15 protein-coding genes are annotated in these 15,522 nt (G+C 66.9%); 2 read left to right on the forward strand and 13 right to left on the reverse strand.

Annotation, left to right across the window (positions count from 1 at the left end; all coding sequences use genetic code 11):
• Window positions 1-23 precede the first annotated feature (23 nt).
• Window positions 24-767, reverse strand: a complete 744-nt coding sequence (locus ACIQXM_RS03365; RefSeq protein ID WP_400927539.1) for a DUF5058 family protein — start codon at window positions 765-767, stop codon at window positions 24-26.
• Window positions 764-2,035 carry a M20 family metallo-hydrolase gene (locus ACIQXM_RS03370; protein WP_400927541.1) on the reverse strand — a complete coding sequence of 424 codons (1,272 nt, stop codon included), beginning with the start codon at window positions 2,033-2,035 and terminating at the stop codon, window positions 764-766. The genes ACIQXM_RS03365 and ACIQXM_RS03370 overlap by 4 nt, the downstream gene beginning before the upstream one ends.
• 314 nt (window positions 2,036-2,349) lie before the next feature.
• Here ACIQXM_RS03370 and ACIQXM_RS03375 point away from each other — a divergent pair, with 314 nt between their 5' ends.
• Window positions 2,350-3,426 carry a LacI family DNA-binding transcriptional regulator gene (locus ACIQXM_RS03375; protein WP_400927544.1) on the forward strand — a complete coding sequence of 359 codons (1,077 nt, stop codon included), beginning with the start codon at window positions 2,350-2,352 and terminating at the stop codon, window positions 3,424-3,426.
• Between the two features lie 86 nt (window positions 3,427-3,512).
• Here ACIQXM_RS03375 and ACIQXM_RS03380 read toward each other — a convergent pair whose 3' ends face one another.
• The 10 genes from ACIQXM_RS03380 to ACIQXM_RS03425 form a co-directional block, all read right to left on the reverse strand.
• Window positions 3,513-4,976, reverse strand: coding sequence for a dihydroorotase family protein (locus ACIQXM_RS03380; protein ID WP_400927547.1), 1,464 nt, complete (start codon window positions 4,974-4,976; stop codon window positions 3,513-3,515).
• On the reverse strand, window positions 4,973-6,451 hold the full coding sequence (locus ACIQXM_RS03385) for an MmgE/PrpD family protein (RefSeq protein WP_400927549.1): 1,479 nt from the start codon (window positions 6,449-6,451) through the stop codon (window positions 4,973-4,975). The genes ACIQXM_RS03380 and ACIQXM_RS03385 overlap by 4 nt, the downstream gene beginning before the upstream one ends.
• Window positions 6,448-7,260 (reverse strand): cyclase family protein, encoded by an 813-nt coding sequence (locus ACIQXM_RS03390; RefSeq protein ID WP_400927552.1) that lies wholly within the window; start codon window positions 7,258-7,260, stop codon window positions 6,448-6,450. Before ACIQXM_RS03390 ends, ACIQXM_RS03385 begins: the two co-directional genes overlap by 4 nt.
• Window positions 7,257-8,486, reverse strand: coding sequence for a CaiB/BaiF CoA transferase family protein (locus ACIQXM_RS03395; RefSeq protein WP_400927554.1), 1,230 nt, complete (start codon window positions 8,484-8,486; stop codon window positions 7,257-7,259). The genes ACIQXM_RS03390 and ACIQXM_RS03395 overlap by 4 nt, the downstream gene beginning before the upstream one ends.
• A gap of 65 nt (window positions 8,487-8,551) precedes the next feature.
• Window positions 8,552-9,940 (reverse strand): FAD-binding protein, encoded by a 1,389-nt coding sequence (locus tag ACIQXM_RS03400; RefSeq protein WP_400927557.1) that lies wholly within the window; start codon window positions 9,938-9,940, stop codon window positions 8,552-8,554.
• Window positions 9,937-11,352 carry an MmgE/PrpD family protein gene (locus ACIQXM_RS03405; protein ID WP_400927560.1) on the reverse strand — a complete coding sequence of 472 codons (1,416 nt, stop codon included), beginning with the start codon at window positions 11,350-11,352 and terminating at the stop codon, window positions 9,937-9,939. Before ACIQXM_RS03405 ends, ACIQXM_RS03400 begins: the two co-directional genes overlap by 4 nt.
• Window positions 11,349-11,999 carry a hypothetical protein gene (locus ACIQXM_RS03410; RefSeq protein WP_400927563.1) on the reverse strand — a complete coding sequence of 217 codons (651 nt, stop codon included), beginning with the start codon at window positions 11,997-11,999 and terminating at the stop codon, window positions 11,349-11,351. Before ACIQXM_RS03410 ends, ACIQXM_RS03405 begins: the two co-directional genes overlap by 4 nt.
• 50 nt (window positions 12,000-12,049) lie before the next feature.
• On the reverse strand, window positions 12,050-12,754 hold the full coding sequence (locus ACIQXM_RS03415; RefSeq protein WP_400927565.1) for an ABC transporter ATP-binding protein: 705 nt from the start codon (window positions 12,752-12,754) through the stop codon (window positions 12,050-12,052).
• A complete protein-coding gene (locus ACIQXM_RS03420; RefSeq protein WP_400927568.1) occupies window positions 12,751-13,470 on the reverse strand; it encodes an ABC transporter ATP-binding protein in 720 nt (239 codons plus the stop codon). The genes ACIQXM_RS03415 and ACIQXM_RS03420 overlap by 4 nt, the downstream gene beginning before the upstream one ends.
• Window positions 13,467-14,423 (reverse strand): branched-chain amino acid ABC transporter permease, encoded by a 957-nt coding sequence (locus ACIQXM_RS03425; RefSeq protein ID WP_400927571.1) that lies wholly within the window; start codon window positions 14,421-14,423, stop codon window positions 13,467-13,469. Before ACIQXM_RS03425 ends, ACIQXM_RS03420 begins: the two co-directional genes overlap by 4 nt.
• 28 nt (window positions 14,424-14,451) lie before the next feature.
• Here ACIQXM_RS03425 and ACIQXM_RS03430 point away from each other — a divergent pair, with 28 nt between their 5' ends.
• Window positions 14,452-14,556: a twin-arginine translocation signal domain-containing protein gene (locus ACIQXM_RS03430; RefSeq protein ID WP_400927755.1), complete on the forward strand. Its 105-nt coding sequence runs from the start codon at window positions 14,452-14,454 to the stop codon at window positions 14,554-14,556.
• Here the strand turns inward: ACIQXM_RS03430 and ACIQXM_RS03435 are convergent.
• On the reverse strand, window positions 14,510-15,511 hold the full coding sequence (locus tag ACIQXM_RS03435; RefSeq protein WP_400927574.1) for a branched-chain amino acid ABC transporter permease: 1,002 nt from the start codon (window positions 15,509-15,511) through the stop codon (window positions 14,510-14,512). The two genes, ACIQXM_RS03430 and ACIQXM_RS03435, sit on opposite strands and share 47 nt — an antisense overlap.
• Between the last annotated feature and the right edge of the window lie 11 nt (window positions 15,512-15,522).

The raw sequence follows: 15,522 nt of genomic DNA on the forward strand, positions 1-15,522 counted from the left end.
CGTTCTCCTTCGAGGATGGGGGGTTAGGCAGCGGCGGTGTGGGCGAGGTAGGCGATGACCAGGCCGAGCACGATGGAGATGCCAAGTCCCCACTCGCGCAGCCACGGTGCCTGCAGCCGCTTTGCCAGGAACAGGCACATGCCCATCACGGCGGCGGAGGCAGCCACTGTTATCACGTGCACTCCGCTCTTGGGCAGTTCGGCCACGCCCAGGCTCGCGAACGCACCCAGCAGCGCGGCGGTGGGGATAATCGCCATCAGGCCGGGGTTGACCTGGCGCAGCTTGGTGTCGCCGCGCCGCAGCAGCGGGGTGAAGATCAGGCAGCAGACCATCCACATGGCGCCGGAGAGGCTCATGGCGGTGAACGCCACCGCGTAGACGGTCTGCGTGTAGTCCGCTCCGCCCAGTTCCGCGCCCATGGTGCCGGCGGCGATGGAGGCCGACGCCGTCTCGGTCGCCGCGGAGCCCACCAGGCCGATCCGGGTGAGGACGGCAGGGGTGCCGAACAGGGACAGCAGGGCGATGCTCACCAGCACCACGGCCAGCGACGGACCGATGGCAGCCACCGCTCCGGCACGGAAAGAGGCCCGCAGTTCGGTCTGGGAAATGTCCGCGGCCGGTCCGGCCTTGGCTGCGGCCTTCATGTAGATCAGGCTCTGGATAATGACGACGGCGAACACCGCCAGAGCGAAGACCCAGAGGATGGGCGTGTTTGCCACCCCGAGGATGTTGGTGGAACTGCCGTCGCGGGGAAGGAGAGGGCTCATAAGGTACTCCTTTGGGTTGTGGGGGGAGTGCTGGAAAACTGGTGCGAATCCAGTTGCAGCAGGGTGTCCGCCAGAACACGGACTCCGGTTGCTATCTGGTCAGTGGCCGTGAATTCCTCCGGGCAGTGGCTCTTGCCGGCGGCGGACGGAATGAAGATCATGCCCATGGGAGCCAGTGCGGCCATGTGCACGGCATCGTGTGTGGCGCCGCTGGGAACGGGCATCCAGTCAATGCCGGCAGCTGAGGCGGCGTCACCGGCAAGATCCTGAACACTGTCCGAGGCGCGGACCACGGTGTTGTCAGTGGACCAGCTCAGGTCCGCTTCGACGTCGTGCTCTGCGGCCTTGGCCGCGATCTCGGCGGCGAGCCGGCCGCGGGTGCCGGCAAGCCAGGACTCGTCGACGCTGCGCACTTCCCCGTAGAGGCGGACCAGCGACGGCACCACGTTGGGTGACCGGGACGCATTTTCCAACCGGGTCACCGTGGCCACGCCGTGCTTCGGTGCGCCGCAGCCTTCCGCCCGGATGGCCAGCACCGCTTCGGCGGCAGCCACCATGGCGTCCCGGCGGTCGTCCATGGGACGTGTTCCGGCGTGGTCGGGCGTACCGGTGAAACTGGCCACCAGGCGTTCGATGCCGGTAATGGCAGTGACGATGCCGATGGGTTTGCCGCGTGCTTCCAAGGTGGGTCCCTGCTCAATGTGCAGCTCGAGGTAGGCATGCGGACGCCGGCTTCCCGTCCAGCCTTCGAAGGACAGCAGCGCGGACGGATCCACGCCGAAGTCCGAATAGGCCGCGGCCAGGGTTCGGCCCGAATAGTCGGTGCGGGCCAGGTCAGTCGCTGTCAGCTCCCCTGCCAGGGCGCGGCTGCCGAGGCAGCTGAGGCCAAAGGGGTTGGATTCTTCGCCGAGGAAGTCGACAACCAGCAGATCCCGTTCCAGGACAGCGCCGGATTCGCGCAGCATCTGCACGGCCTCCAGGGCGCCCAGCACGCCGACGACGCCGTCGAACCGTCCGCCGCCGTCCACGGTGTCCGTGTGGGAACCGGTAACCAGCGGTTTGGCGGCGGGGTTCCGTCCTGCAAGCCTTCCCACCAGGTTTCCCGCCGCGTCCCTGTGGACCTCCAGCCCGGCGGCCTTCATTTGATCCGCCACCCACTGCCGCGAGTCAAGGTAGGACTCGCTGAAGACCTCGCGGGTCCACCCCGGGCGGCCCGCGGCGTGGAATTCCGCCAGGCCGGCCAGGGCTGCATTGAGCCGGCCTGTCATTTCTCCGGTATCCGGCAACGGCACAGACAATGGCTTACCTCCTCAAATGCAATCGTTTGCACAAAGACGCTTGTAAAAGGCCCGGATCCGGGGGTTCTGACGATCCCCGCAGCGGGCTTGGGCATCACCATCACACGACGGAGCAGGGGGCGTCTAGGGTATTCGGAGTTTTTTCAAATTATTTCTTTCGGGACAATGCTGAAAGTAAATTCTTTGATTCGATTGTGTAAACCCTTCAGCACCCGCAAATTGATGGCTTACACTGGCTCATCCGGTGCGCTTCGGCAAAACCGGTTCCTGAACCCCTGGAAGGCTTGCCCATCAGTTCCGACCGCAGCAGACCCCTTCGTCGTCCCGCCACCCTTGAGGACGTCGCCCGGCTTGCCGGTGTCCATGCCTCCACCGCGTCGCGGTCGCTGACAGAACGCCCGGTGCGGATCAGTTCAGCCACAGTGGCACGGGTGCGGGAGGCCGCCCGGACCCTGGGCTACCAGCGGGACAACGCCGCAGCGGCACTGCGCACCGGCAACTCCAAGCTGATCGGCGTCCTGGTCCACCGGTTGACGGATTTGGCACTGTCCACCATGTACGGCGGTGTTGACGCCGCGGCTGCCGCGGCCGGCTACAGTGCGGTGGTCGCCAACGGGCTGGACGACCCGGCGGTCCGGCGCGGACGGCTGGATGCCTTGCTGGCCCGCCGCATCGACGGCGTGATCCTGGCCGATGCGCGGCTTGATGACACGTTGGCCGGGCACCTGCAGGAACTCGGGGTGCCCTATGTCCTGGCCATGCGCACGCTGCGCGGTCATTTGAGCGTCAGCACCGATGACCTGGAAGGCGGCCGGTTGGCGGCGCGGCACCTCTTGGAACTGGGCCACCGCCGCGTGGCCGTGGCAGCCGGAGATCCGCTGGCCAGCACCGGACGGGACCGCACCGCCGGGTTCAGGGAAGTGTTTGCCGCCGCAGGCCTGCCCGTTACGGACGGGCGGGTGGCCGCCACGGGGTTTGGGGTGGCAGCCGGGCATCAGGCCGGAGATCTGCTCTGCCGGTTGGATCCTGCGCCGTCGGCGGTCTTTGCGGTGGATGACCTCACGGCGGTGGGTGTTATTGGCGCCCTGCGGGACGCCGGAAGGACCGTGGGGTCCGACGTCGCGCTGGTGGGGTACAACGACGTCGAACTGGCCGCGGATCTGCCGGTGCCGCTGACCTCGGTGCGCTCGGACCGGGATTTGATGGGCCGGCTCGCGTTGGAGCTGCTGCTGGACCGGATTGCCGGCCGTGAGGTCTCCTCGGTGCTGCTGCCTCCCGTCCTGGTGCCCCGCGCGTCGACCCTTGATCCGCGCCCGGACGGCAATTCGCCGCTCCGTCCTGGTGCTCGAACCGGCCCGTGACGCCCCAACGACGACGGCGAAGCCGCCTGGGCTCCGCCGTCGTCGTTGTTGTTAGGGTGCGGAAAACTCCTGCGCCTCCCCGGGTGCTAGTTTCCGGAGCGCTTCACATACTTGCCCCGGGGTTCGCCGACCATCTGGCCGTCCCCGAAGACCTGCGCACCGCGCAGGTAGGTGTCCGTCACGGCCGCCGTGAGCTCGAAGCCCTCAAACGGGGTGTAGTCCTGAGTGGACATGGAGTCCTCGGCACGGACGGTGTACTGCACGCCGTCGTCCACCAGGCAGAAGTCTGCGTCGAAGCCGACGGCCAGGTCACCCTTGCCGGGCATGCCGTAGCGCTCAGCCGGGTTCTTGGAGACCAGCTCCGCGATCCGGTTGTAGGACAGCCCGCGCTTGCGGCCCTCGGAGATCATGCCCGGCAGCAGGTATTCCGCGCCGCCGAACCCGGACTTGGCCAGGAACACGTCATCACGGGGGTCGCCGAACTTGGTTTCGTCCTTGCAGCAGGCGTGGTCGGAGGTGACCCAGGAGAAGTCTCCGGCCAGCAGGTGTTCCCACAGCGCTTCGACGTCTTCCGGGGAGCGCAGCGGCGGGTTGACCTTGCCGCCCATGTTGGCGGTGTTGTAGTCCGCCAGCAGGTGGCCCACGGTGACCTCACGGCGGAAGTTGATGTGCGGAAAGGTCTCCTGCATCATCATGGCCGCTTCGATGGCCTTGCGGGAGGACAGGTGCAGCAGGTTGATGTTCGGCAGCTCGGTTTCGTACGCCAGGTAGGAGGCGATGGTGATGGCCAGGCCCTCGGAGTGCGGCGGCCGGGACGCACTGTAGGCCTCCAGGCCCTTCAGCTCGCCGGCGTCCTCCACCAGTTTGGTGTAGGCCCGCATGATTTCCGCGGTCTCGCAGTGCAGGGACAGGGAGATCTGGTCCGCGATATCCGCGTACTTCGGATCCCGGCGGGCCTTTTCGATGGCGCGCATGACAAATTCGAAGTGCGCGTAGTCGTAGGAGTCCTCCGGCGGAATCATCAGGAACTTGCCCTGGTCGCTGGACTTGCCGTGCAGGCCGTGGATTCCGTAGAACATGAAGATCTTGAAGGACGGCACGCCCATGTCCAGCAGGTCGGGGATTTCCTCGATGTGTTCCTTGAGGATGGGTGCCACGTGGAAGCCGTAGTCGATGTAGGCCCGGCCGTCCGCGGCCTCCAGGATTTCCGGGAAGATCTCCTTGTAGGGGCCGGACTTGTTCAGGTAGTAGGCGCCGGTGCGGATGTAGGTGATGCCGCTGGTGACGCCGCCCTGCGCGCTGGCGCGGCTTTCGGACTCGGTGTCCTCGCCCAGCTCGTTGTAGATGCCCCAGTGCTGGTGGACGTCCACCACGCCCGGGAACAGGTGCTTCCCGCCCCCGTCCACCACTTCGGCGGCGGTGGCGGGATCAATGTTGGCCTCGATGGCGGCGAACTTGCCGTCCTTGACGGCAAGGTCGAGGGCTTCGGCGCCGTTGCCGCCGGGACGGACAACCTGGACGTTCTTTACCAGCAGGTCATAGTTGCTCATTTGTTTCCTCTTTCTACATTGGGGAGGTTTGCGGGGGTGCCGGGCACCGGGGTGTCGGCTGTGGAAAGGTCCTTGAACAGGACGGAGAGGTCAGTGCAGTCCTGCAGCGTCCGGCAGGTCTCGCGCAGATGGTCGCGGGCGGCCGGGGCCAGGGTGCGGCGGGCATTGTCCTCGAATTTGCGGCCCAGGTCCTCAAAGCCCAGCGGACGCTGCGGCCCGCCGCGGGTGGTGAGGACCTTCTCGGTGACGGTGCGGCCGTCGGTGAGCCGGGCGGTCAGCACGGCCGGGAACTGCATCGGGAAAATCGCGGTGCATTCGTCGTCGGGCACCACATCCACGCGGGCCATGATGGCCCGGCGGACGGGGTCCTTGGCGAGCTCGTCCGTGTAGTCGTCCAGGCCCACTTCCAGGCCGCCGCCGCCCAGCAGCCCGGCGGCCACCGCGTACGGTCCGGAGAACTGGGCCATGTAGCCCGTTTCCGGCTGCTGCTTGACCGCCAGCGGTTCGCCGATGGTGCGCAGGTTCGGTGCCGGCACGCCGAGGGTGAAGGATTCGACGTCGTCGGGCCCGATGCCGGCGCGGCGCAGCGCGGCCGCGGCGTCCACCGCGGCGTGGGTGAAGTGGTTGGCCGGATAGGGCTTGAAGAAGATGTCCGGCACCTGCCACTGCTCCCCCAGCCCCTCGGTGATGGCGTCCGGACTGTACTTGCCCTGCAGCCACGCCTGGAAGAAGCCGAACCTTCCCTCCAGCACGGTGGGCGGGCCGGTGAGCCCGTAGCGGACCAGTTCCACCGCGCTGACGGCGGCGTGCGCGGCCCAGCCGCAGTGGATGCGCTTGACCGTGCCGCCGGTGCGGTTGGATTCGATGATGCCCGAGGCCATGGACGCGGTGACGCCCAGCGCATCGGTGACCAGCTGACCGTCGCCGAGCAGTGCGGCTACCCCGGCTGCGGCGCCCATGGCCCCGCAGATGGAGGTGGCGTGCTGGCCGTGCTCAAAGAAGGTGGAGTTCTTCGCTTCCACGTCATAGCCGGCCATGCCCAGCCGAACGCAGATTTCCAGTCCGACGGCGATGGCGCGGATGGTCTCCCGTCCGTCCTTTCCGGCGGCCTCCGCAGCGGCAAGGACTGCCGGGATCACGCTGGCGCTGGGGTGCAGCACGGAGGGCAGATGCGTGTCGTCATAGTCCAGCGAGTGGGCCAGGACGCCGTTGACAAACGCCGCCTGGCTGGCCGGCAGCCGGTCAGCGATCCCTACGGCGGAGGCCGACGGCGTGCCGCCCTGGTCTGCGGCCCAGCGGCGGGCGGCCCGGCTGGTGTCCAGTGGGGCTGCGGCGGCGGCGATGCCCAGGATGTCCAGCACCCGGGCCTTGACGCTCTGAATCACCTCGTCGGGCAGGTCCTCGTAACGGGTTTCCGCGGCGAAATCGCCAAGTTGCTGTGCCAGGGTCCGTTCCCCGGCGTCGACGGCGCTCATGCGCTCACCAGCGCCAGCGGGCGGACGGGGGATCCGGTGGCGCCGAAGATGTTCAGCGGCACCAGGACAAACGTGAATTCGTAGATCCGCCGCTGGGCCAGTTCCTCCAGGTCCAGGGCTTCGATGATGTAGATGCCGTTTTCCACCAGGAACACCCGGTGCGCCGGCAGGGAGGCGTGGCCGCCGCCGGGGGCCAGGCGTTCAAAGGCGATGCTGTCCGCACCGGCGGCATGGATGCCCTGCGCGGCGAGCCATTCGGCGCCGTCCTCGCTGATGCCGGGCACTCCGGAGTCCTTGCCCACGTAGGCGGTGCCTTCGGTGAACCTTTGCCCCCAGCCGGAGCGGATCAGCACCACATCTCCTTCGCGCAGGTCCACCTGCTGGGCGGCCAGGCAGCCCTGCAGGTCTGCCACGGTGATTTCATAGCCGCCCTCCAGCACGTCGACGCCGAGGTGCCCGGCGGCGTCCAGGAGGATGCCGCGGCGGACCATGGGCTCGATCGTGTGCACCCCGTGCTCCACGTATTTGCCGCCCAGGCAGGACTGGCCTGCGTCCGCCCCGCCGAACAGCTTGCCGTCCTGGCTGACGTGCGCGAGCGCATCGATGTGGGTGCCCACGTGGGTGCCGGTGGTGATCATGTCATTCGCGGCGCTGCCGCCGTCGGCGCGGACCATGTCCCCGTGCCGGCGCGGCAGGGTGTGCCAGAACTGCGGATGGTTGGGTGACTGCGGCATGCCTACGCTCAGCTGCCGGCCAAGATCCACGAAGGTGATGCCGTTGGTGACTGCTTCCAGCAGTGCATCGCTCATTTGATAACGTCGCTTTCCCTGAGACTGGAGACCTCTGTGTCCGAGTAACCGATTTCGTGCAGTATGTCCGCGGTGTCCGCGCCGAGGCTGCGCCCGGTGAACCGGATCTGCCCCGGGCTTTTGCTGAGCCGGAACATCACGTTGTGCTGCAGCAGCGGGCCGAGTTCCGGGTCTTCCACCTCAAGCAGCATCTGGGTTTCACGGATGTGCGGGTCCTCCACCACATCGCGGGCGTCATAGACGGCCGCGACGGCGGCACCTGCCGCGGAGAAGGCCGCCAGCACATCTTCCCGGCTGCGGTCCGCGATCCAGCTTCCGACGTACGCGTCCAGTTCCTCCACGTGCTCCACGCGGGTGTTCCCGGCGGCAAACCACGGCTCGGCAATCACTTCCGGATGCCCCACCAGTTCCATCACGCGCTCGGCAATGCGCTGTGCGCTGGTGGAAACGGCCACCCATTTGCCGTCCTTGGTCAGGTAGGTGTTGCGTGGAGCGTTGTTGGTGGAGCGGTTGCCGTGGCGCTGTCCCACCTCGCCCAGCTGCTGGTAGACGGTGGGGCTGGGTCCCACCGCGGTCATGATGGGTTCCAGGATGCTCATGTCCACGGTTTGTCCCTCGCCGGTCTGGTCCCGGTGGCGCAGGGCCATCAGGACAGCGGAGGAGGCCGCGATGCCGCAGATGCTGTCTGCCAGTCCAAAAGCCGGAAGGGTGGGCGGGCCGTCTGCCGGTCCGGTGAGATGGGCGAACCCGCTCATGGCCTCGGCCAGCGTGCCGAAACCAGGCCGATCCTTGTACGGGCCGGTCTGGCCGAAACCGGTCAGGCGCACCAGGACCAGTCCGGGGTTCAGCTCCGCCAGCACTTCCGGGCCCAGTCCCCAGCGCTCCAGGGTGCCCGGACGGAAATTCTCCACCACAACGTCGACCGTCGCAGCCAAACGCCGAAAGACCTCTGCACCGTCTGGTGTGCTCAGGCTCAGACCGAGGGTGCGCTTGTTGCGGGAAATCTCCTTCCACCACAGGGAAACCCCGTCTTTGCTCTCTCCGTGTCCGCGCATGCTGTCACCCATTCGCGGGTGCTCAATCTTGATGACTTCAGCACCGAAGTCACCAAGCATCTGGCAGCAGAGCGGGCCGGCAAGAATGGTGGACGCGTCCAGGACCCGCAGGCCCTGCAGCGGACCGGTGCCTGTGCCTGATTGCTCAGGGGATACAACTTGCTCGCTCACGTTGTCTTGTTCCGTTCTCATGGTTGGTTCAAATCTGGGGGGTTGCTTCGCCCGTGGGACGGCTGTCAGGGGCCCTGCGGGTCCGGACCGTTGGCGGCTGCATCTTCGGCTGCCAGCAATGCCAGTCCCAGGGCCGGCAGCAAACCGTTGCCGGCCAGATAGCCGCCCGCCCCGTGCCCGGAGATACCGTTGGCTGCACCGCCCGAGGCGTAGAGCCCGGCGATGGCGGTGCCGTCGGCTTTCAGTACCCGGGCGTTGCCGTCCACCCGGAGCCCGCCCTGGGTGTGGAAGAGGGCGGGAACCACTGAGATGGCACCGATTCTTCCGGCCAGGGGCTCCTCCCAGTGGGTCCGGCCGTAGCTGTCCGCGGCCTCTCCGGCTGCGATCCGCTGTGTCTGGTCCAGGGTTTGCTGCAGTCCCGCAGCGCTGATCCCGGTGGCGGCGGCCAGTTCGGCGGCATCATCGGCCCACTTCAGGGCGCCTGATTCAACGGTCGCCTGGAAGTCCGAGAAGCTTTCGCAGGCCTCGAAGATCCGTTGGTCAAGCACTATCCAGGCCTGCCCGTTGGCGTGCTTCAGGGATTCCAGGGCGTACTCGGAATATCCCATGGTCTCGTCGCCAAAACGCTGGCCTTCCGCATTCACCAGGAATCCCCCGTGCATCACGGTGGCCCAGCCGGCCAGCGTTGCCGACGCCGCTGCGAGCGCTGCATGGCCCTGGTAAGCATCCAAATAGGCCGTATCGGCGCCAAGCCCGGTGCCGATGCGCAGTGCGTCTCCGCGGGATTCTTCGCTCCCGTAATACTGGGCACCGGCAATTTCGGGAAGGTGCTTGCGGACCAGTTCGGTGTTGTTGCCGAATCCGTTGGTCGCCAGCAGGACAGCTCTGGTGGGGATTTCCTCGTCCCCGTCCGGGGTCTGCACGACGACGCCGGTGACCGCTCCAGCGTCGGTGGTCACGTCCATCAGCCGCGCGGGGCTGTACAGGTCAATCAGGGGTTCAGCGGCAACTCGTTCCCAGATGCCGTCCAGCAGTGCAGTGCCGATTCGGCCCGGAACGGTATGGCAGCGGTGGCTGCTGTGTCCGGGATAGGAGAAATCCGTCACCAGGCTCAGGGGCAGCTTGAGGTCATCGGCCATCCATTCCACCAGCCGGGCGCTGACCTTCGCCAGCGCTGCGGCGAGCACGGGATCCGCGGTTCCCTTGGTCTTTGCCATGATGTCCGCGACAAAAGCCTCCGGCGAGTCACGGACCCCGGCCTCCGCCTGCCAGCGGGAGCCGGCTCCGGGGATCATGGCAGTGGACATGGCGGTGTTGTTGCCGCGGCGGAAATGTTCATTGGGTTCAACCACCAGGACGGACAGTCCCAGCTGGGCGGCACGCAGGGCAGCGATCAGCCCTCCGCCCGCGCCGGCAACCACCAGATCGGGTCCAGCGAAATCGTCTTCGCTCATTGGGCTTCTCCTTCCGGGGAGGTCATCGGGGCTATCAGGGTGTTGAGGAGGGCTGCTGCATCGGCTGTGGCCGGCAGGCCGCGGACTGCCTCATCCAGCCGGCTGGCTGGGCCGGCGCCGATCAGGGCGGCCAGTTTGGTGCCGAGGCCGGCGCGGTCCAGCGGGAAATGATCGACGTCGCCGCGCGGGTTGGGCGACTCGGCAGCGGTAACGGTGCCGTCGGTGAACCGGATCTCCAGCCGGGTGCGCCGCTGGTCCGGCAGCACCCGGTCATACGCCGGATCGGCCGTGACGCTGACCTTGGCTGCCAGCTGCTGCGCGGCGTCGAACCCCGGAGCCTGAGGGGCCATGCTGGCCGGAGAGATTTCCCCGGCCAGCAGCGCGTTGGCCACTACAAACGGAAAGTCGAACATGGCCGCGAGCCGGTTCCGGGGCCCGCCGTCGCCGGCCCCCGGGAACAGCGGCGCGGCCAGGGAATGGGTGTGCACCCGTACTTCGGTGACCCGGTCCGGATCGAAGGGCTCCGGCCGCAGTTCCAGGGCAAGGTCCACGGCTCCGTGCGTGTAGGAGCAGGAGGAGTGCAGCTTCGCGTAGCCCTGCGGAAGCAGCCAGTCCCGGCCGAGTCCTTCCACCAGCCGCTCCGGGTCCAGGGTGCCTGCCAGCGTACCCAGGCTCATGACTGCTGCACCGTCATTGCCTGTCAGTCCGGAAGCGGCCAGCCGAGCGGCGTTCAGTCCGGCCAGGTTGGCGCCGGCGGCCCAGAGGTTGCGGGTGTACTGACCGCCCAGCACCATGTCCCAAGCGGCTACCTGCACCAGCCCGGCGGCGGCGTCGATGGCGGCCGCGATCTGATCCGCCGGCAGCCGGCGGATCAGGGCAGCTGCGCAGGCAGCACCGGTGGCGCCCCAGTGTCCGTGGGTGTGCCAGCCCGGGTTACGGGTCAGGGCTCGGCCAAATCTGGCGGCCACTTCATAGCCTGCGGCCACGGCGGTGAGGAATTCCTTGCCGGACACCGGCCGGGATTCTCCCTGGACGGCGGCCATCGCGGCGAAGACTACGTGCACGGCGGGGTGGCCCTGGGCGTGTTTGTTGCCCTCATCCAGTTCCAGCTGGCAGGCGGCCACGGCGTTCAGGAACGCAGCTGTCTCGGGGGTGGAGCTGATTCCGCTGCCCAGCACGGGACAGTCCCCGGGTGCGGCCTGCCAGGCGGTGCACAGTGCCTGCTGTTCCGGTGTGCCGCCGCCGGCCGCCGTGACGCCCCACAGATCCGTGAGCATGAGGGCCAGGCGTTCACGGACCGGTTCGGGCAGCCCAGCGTAGTCCAGGTCCGCGGCGAAACGGGCCAGCTTGTCCACGGCTGAGCCGACGGCGGCGGCAGTTTCGGCCAGTTCCGGGCGGGCAGCCAGGCTCATGCCGGAACCTTGCCGACGTCGGTGAGCAGGCCTGCCAGCTGCAGGGCCAGGGCGGTGGGGTCCACCAGTACCGGGCCGCCGGGGCTCCGGCGGGTCAGGTTCACGGCGGAGCAGGCGTTCAGGACATAGTCGGCAGAGAGCCCGGTCAGGGCGGAATCCACGGCCTTGTTCCAGCCGGAATCGTCGGCAATGTCCGCCAGCGCCAGGCCCAGCACGGAGACCGGTTCATGCAGGCCCAGCCCGTAGGAGGCGATTTTGCGGTCCAGTTCCCGGGCGATGGCATCGTTGCGGGCCACCGCGCCGAGGGTGGCCCCGGCGCCGGCGAGGAAATTCGCCCCCAGCCGGGTCAGGCCGAGGACCGGGCGGAGTTGCTCGCGGGCACCCGGGCCGACGCCGGGATCCAGCACGCAGTCGGGCAGGAACGCGTCCACGCCCTCCGGATCTGCTGCCGCGAACCATTCGGTGACGGCTGTCTCGGAGGCGGCGACGTCGTCGTCGGTCTCCAGCGCGCGCGGCACCGAGGAGCCGGTGCCAAGGTTGTGCAGGCGGACGGTGAGATGAGCCGGGACCAGCCGGTCATAGCGGTCCTGCCGGCGCCTTAATTCGCCCTCCGGGACAGCGATGGGGGTCACTGCAAGGATCTGCATGGGGTTCCTTTCAATCTGCCGGGTGTGCAAGGTGCAAGATGTTCCGGGCTTTACATGCCCAGATAGGCCTTGCGCACCTCGGCGCTGTCAGCGAGTTCGCTGCCGGTGCCCTCCAGGACAATCGCGCCGCTTTCCATCACGTATGCCCGGTCCGAGATCGCCAGCGCCTGGGAGGCGTTCTGTTCCACGATCAGCACCGTGACACCGGTATCCCGGATCCGGGTGATGGCATCCAGCACCTGCGCCACCAGGTTCGGGGCCAGTCCAATGGACGGCTCGTCCAGGGTCAGGCAGGCCGGCCGGGCCATCAGGGCCCGCCCGATGGCCAGCATTTGCTGCTGCCCGCCGGACATGGTGTCCGCGCGCTGGGTGCGGCGTTCCTTGAGGATGGGAAAGAGGTCAAAAACCTGTTCCAGCGAGGAAGCGATGGTGTTCTTGGGCTGGGTGTAGGCGCCCATGGTGAGGTTCTCGAACACCTGCAGGTTGCCGAACAATGCACGGTCCTGGGAGACGTGCACCAGCCCGGAACGCACCAGCTTGTCCGGACGGGTGTTGTGCACGGGTTCGCCCTTGAACTTGATGCTGCCCTTCGAGGTGGAGATCAACCCGGCCACGGCACGCAGCGTGGTGGTTTTCCCGGCGCCGTTGGCTCCGATGATGGAGACGATTTCGCCTTCTTTCACCCCCAGGGTCAGGTTGTGCAGGATTTCCAGCCGCCGGTAGCCGGCGGAGACGGCGTCCAGTTCCAGGATCATGAGTAGTCCTCTCCGAGGTAGGCGTCGATGACCTGCTGATTGGCAATAACCTCTTGGGGCAGGCCGAGGGCCAGCTGGCGGCCCTCGTGCATCACCAGCAGGCGTTCGGACAGGGCCATGACGGCGGCCATGATGTGTTCGACGAACATCACGGTGACACCCTCGGCGTGAATGCTGCGCAGCAGGTCGATGATCGGTGCGCGTTCGGTGGGGACCAGCCCGGCCAGCACCTCATCCAGCAGGATCATGCGCGGTTCCAGGGCCAGTGCCCGGGCGAGTTCCAGCCGCTTCAGCCCGGCGGTGGGCAGGGTGCCGGACATGGAATACATGTAGGTGTCCAGGCCCACCCGTTCCACCACGGCCGCTGCGTGCTCACGGGCCTTGTGCGGGGAACGGAATTTGTTGTGCGAGGCGATGGTGACGTTCTCCAGCACGGTCATGCTCTCGAACGGGCGCATCAGCTGGAAGGTCCGGACCAGACCCTGTGAGGCCGTTTTGTCCGCGGACCACCCGGTGATGTCCACGCCGTCGAACATCATTTGTCCGCTGGAGGGCGGGAGCTGGCCGGACAGGACGGAAAACAGGGTGGTCTTCCCGGCACCGTTGGGGCCAATGATCCCGAAGAATTCGTGCTCGGGGATCTCAAGCGTGGTTTCCCCCAGCGCCTTGAGTCCGCCAAAGGATTTGGAGACACCGTCCAGGGTCAGCAGGCTCATTTGCGCATCCTTTCGCGGATGGTTCCGTAGATGCCCTTGGGCAGGAAGATGACAATGACAATCAGCAGGGCCGCGTACACCGCAACGTCCAGGCCGCTGGTGCCCTGCAGGAATTCCAGGAACGGCGGGGGGTTGCGCAGCAGATGGGCAATGAGTTCGGAGAGCGGCCCCACGACGGCGGCACCGATCAGCGGACCCCAGATGGTCCCGACGCCGCCGATCACTGCGGGAATGATGGCGTCGGTGGAGACGTGGATGCCGAAGGCCTGGTCCGGGCCCACGAAGAGGTAATACTGGCTGTAGTAGGCGCCGGCCACGGCAGTGATTGCGCAGCTCATGGCCACCGTGATCAGCCGGTATTTCATCACCTTGATCCCCAGGGATTCCGCCGCCGTCGCGTCGTCGCGGATGGCCTGGGCAAACTGCCCGGCACGTGAATGGGCAAAGTAGATGGTCGCGGCCATGGCCAGGCCCAGGATGACCAGCGGAATCCAGAAGTACAGCTTGGAATCCTGGTCGAACTGCAGCATGGCCCAGGATTCCTGGGGCAGCAGGGGCACGTTGATGCCGTCGGTCTTGTTCAGGAAGCCCAGGTTCTGGCTGAGCAGATAGAACATCTGGGCGAAGGCGAACGTGGCCAGCGCAAAGTAGGAGCCCGCCAGCTTATAGCGCAGGCAGAAATAGGCGATGGTGAGGCCGACGCCCGCGGAAAGGACCGCGCCGATGATCATGGACAGCCAGGGCGAGACGCCAAAAGCGGTCAGGAGGTAGGCGTCGGTGTAGGCACCGACACCAAAAAACACCGCGTGGCCGAAGCTGAACATGCCGCCGAAGCCGCTCATCAGGTTCCAGCCCACCGCCATGATGGCGAAGATCAGGGTGCGGACCGCCACCGGCTGCGCGGATTCGGGCAGGATATAAGGCACAAAGAACAGGGCCGCAAGGACGATCACGAGGAAGGTGTACTGGCGTTTGGCTCCGGTGGCCGGGCGCAGGGCTTTTTTAGGTGCCTGCGGGGCGGCGGGGGCGTCGGTGGCCGTCATTGTTTTGCTCCGAACAGTCCCTGGGGACGCAGAAAGAGAATAAGGACGAAGATCCCGAAGACCAGGATCAGTGACCCGCTGCCCGGCAGGTACAGGGACCCGACGGTCTGCAGCACGCCGATGAACAGGCCGCCCACCAGGGCACCCGGAATGCTGCCCAGCCCGCCAAGGACCACGATGACAAAGGCGAGGGTGGTGAACTGTTCCCCGGCTGTGGGCACCAGTGTGGTGAACGGGGTGATCAGGCCGCCGGCCACGGCCACCGAAGCCGCACCCAGCCCGAAGGTCACGGCGTAGACACGGCGGACGTTCACGCCCACGAGTGATGCACCGGTGCCGTTGGCAGCCACCGCGCGGATGGCCAGGCCCATGGAGGTCTTGCGCAGCACCAGGGTCAGTCCCGCCGCCACAAGCACCGCTCCGGCAAAGGCAATGATCCGCTGGGTGTCAGCGAGCGCGCCGAGGATTTCGATGCTGCCGCTGATCGGCGCGTCCACACTCTTGGGCCGGCCGCCGAAGACCATCAGCAGCACGTTCACGATCAGCAGTGAGAGTCCGAGGGTGACCAGGAGCGGCCGGTCATGGCTGGCATCTTCGGTGAGCCTGTTGAGCAGGGCTGTCTGCACCAGCCAGCCGAAGCCGAACAGCAGCGGGATGGTCAGTACCACCGCAACGTACAGGTTCAGGCCCAGGCTGCTCTGCAGGACGTAGACCAGATACATGGACAGGGTGAGCATGGCGCCCTGGGCGAAGTTCACGATGCCCAGGACACCAAAGATGAGGGTCAGGCCCAGCGATACCAGGGCGTAGACCCCGCCCAGCAGGAGTCCTGACACCAGATACTGGGTGACAAGGGATGCTTCCCGGTCTCCGAGCAGGTAGATGAGCGCCAGGCCCACCACCGCAATCCCGCCGATGGTGAGGGTGATGCGCACGCCGCCGGCGGTCAGCGGGTTGCTTTTGGCAGCGGGCGCCGCCGGAGCTTCTGTAATAGCCATGAATTCCCTGC

It is taken from the genome of Arthrobacter sp. NPDC097144, from assembly GCF_044762205.1.
Lineage (GTDB): Bacteria > Actinomycetota > Actinomycetes > Actinomycetales > Micrococcaceae > Arthrobacter_B.

Bases quoted from the DNA above. Each gene is read 5' to 3' on its own strand.
- ACIQXM_RS03410 (WP_400927563.1), bottom strand. From the start codon at position 11,999: ATGCAGATCCTTGCAGTGACCCCCATCGCTGTCCCGGAGGGCGAATTA.
- ACIQXM_RS03380 (WP_400927547.1), bottom strand. From the start codon at position 4,976: ATGAGCAACTATGACCTGCTGGTAAAGAACGTCCAGGTTGTCCGTCCC.
- ACIQXM_RS03390 (WP_400927552.1), bottom strand. From the start codon at position 7,260: ATGAGCGATGCACTGCTGGAAGCAGTCACCAACGGCATCACCTTCGTG.
- ACIQXM_RS03435 (WP_400927574.1), bottom strand. From the start codon at position 15,511: ATGGCTATTACAGAAGCTCCGGCGGCGCCCGCTGCCAAAAGCAACCCG.
- ACIQXM_RS03365 (WP_400927539.1), bottom strand. From the start codon at position 767: ATGAGCCCTCTCCTTCCCCGCGACGGCAGTTCCACCAACATCCTCGGG.
- ACIQXM_RS03400 (WP_400927557.1), bottom strand. From the start codon at position 9,940: ATGAGCGAAGACGATTTCGCTGGACCCGATCTGGTGGTTGCCGGCGCG.
- ACIQXM_RS03370 (WP_400927541.1), bottom strand. From the start codon at position 2,035: ATGACAGGCCGGCTCAATGCAGCCCTGGCCGGCCTGGCGGAATTCCAC.
- ACIQXM_RS03420 (WP_400927568.1), bottom strand. From the start codon at position 13,470: ATGAGCCTGCTGACCCTGGACGGTGTCTCCAAATCCTTTGGCGGACTC.
- ACIQXM_RS03385 (WP_400927549.1), bottom strand. From the start codon at position 6,451: ATGAGCGCCGTCGACGCCGGGGAACGGACCCTGGCACAGCAACTTGGC.
- ACIQXM_RS03405 (WP_400927560.1), bottom strand. From the start codon at position 11,352: ATGAGCCTGGCTGCCCGCCCGGAACTGGCCGAAACTGCCGCCGCCGTC.
- ACIQXM_RS03415 (WP_400927565.1), bottom strand. From the start codon at position 12,754: ATGATCCTGGAACTGGACGCCGTCTCCGCCGGCTACCGGCGGCTGGAA.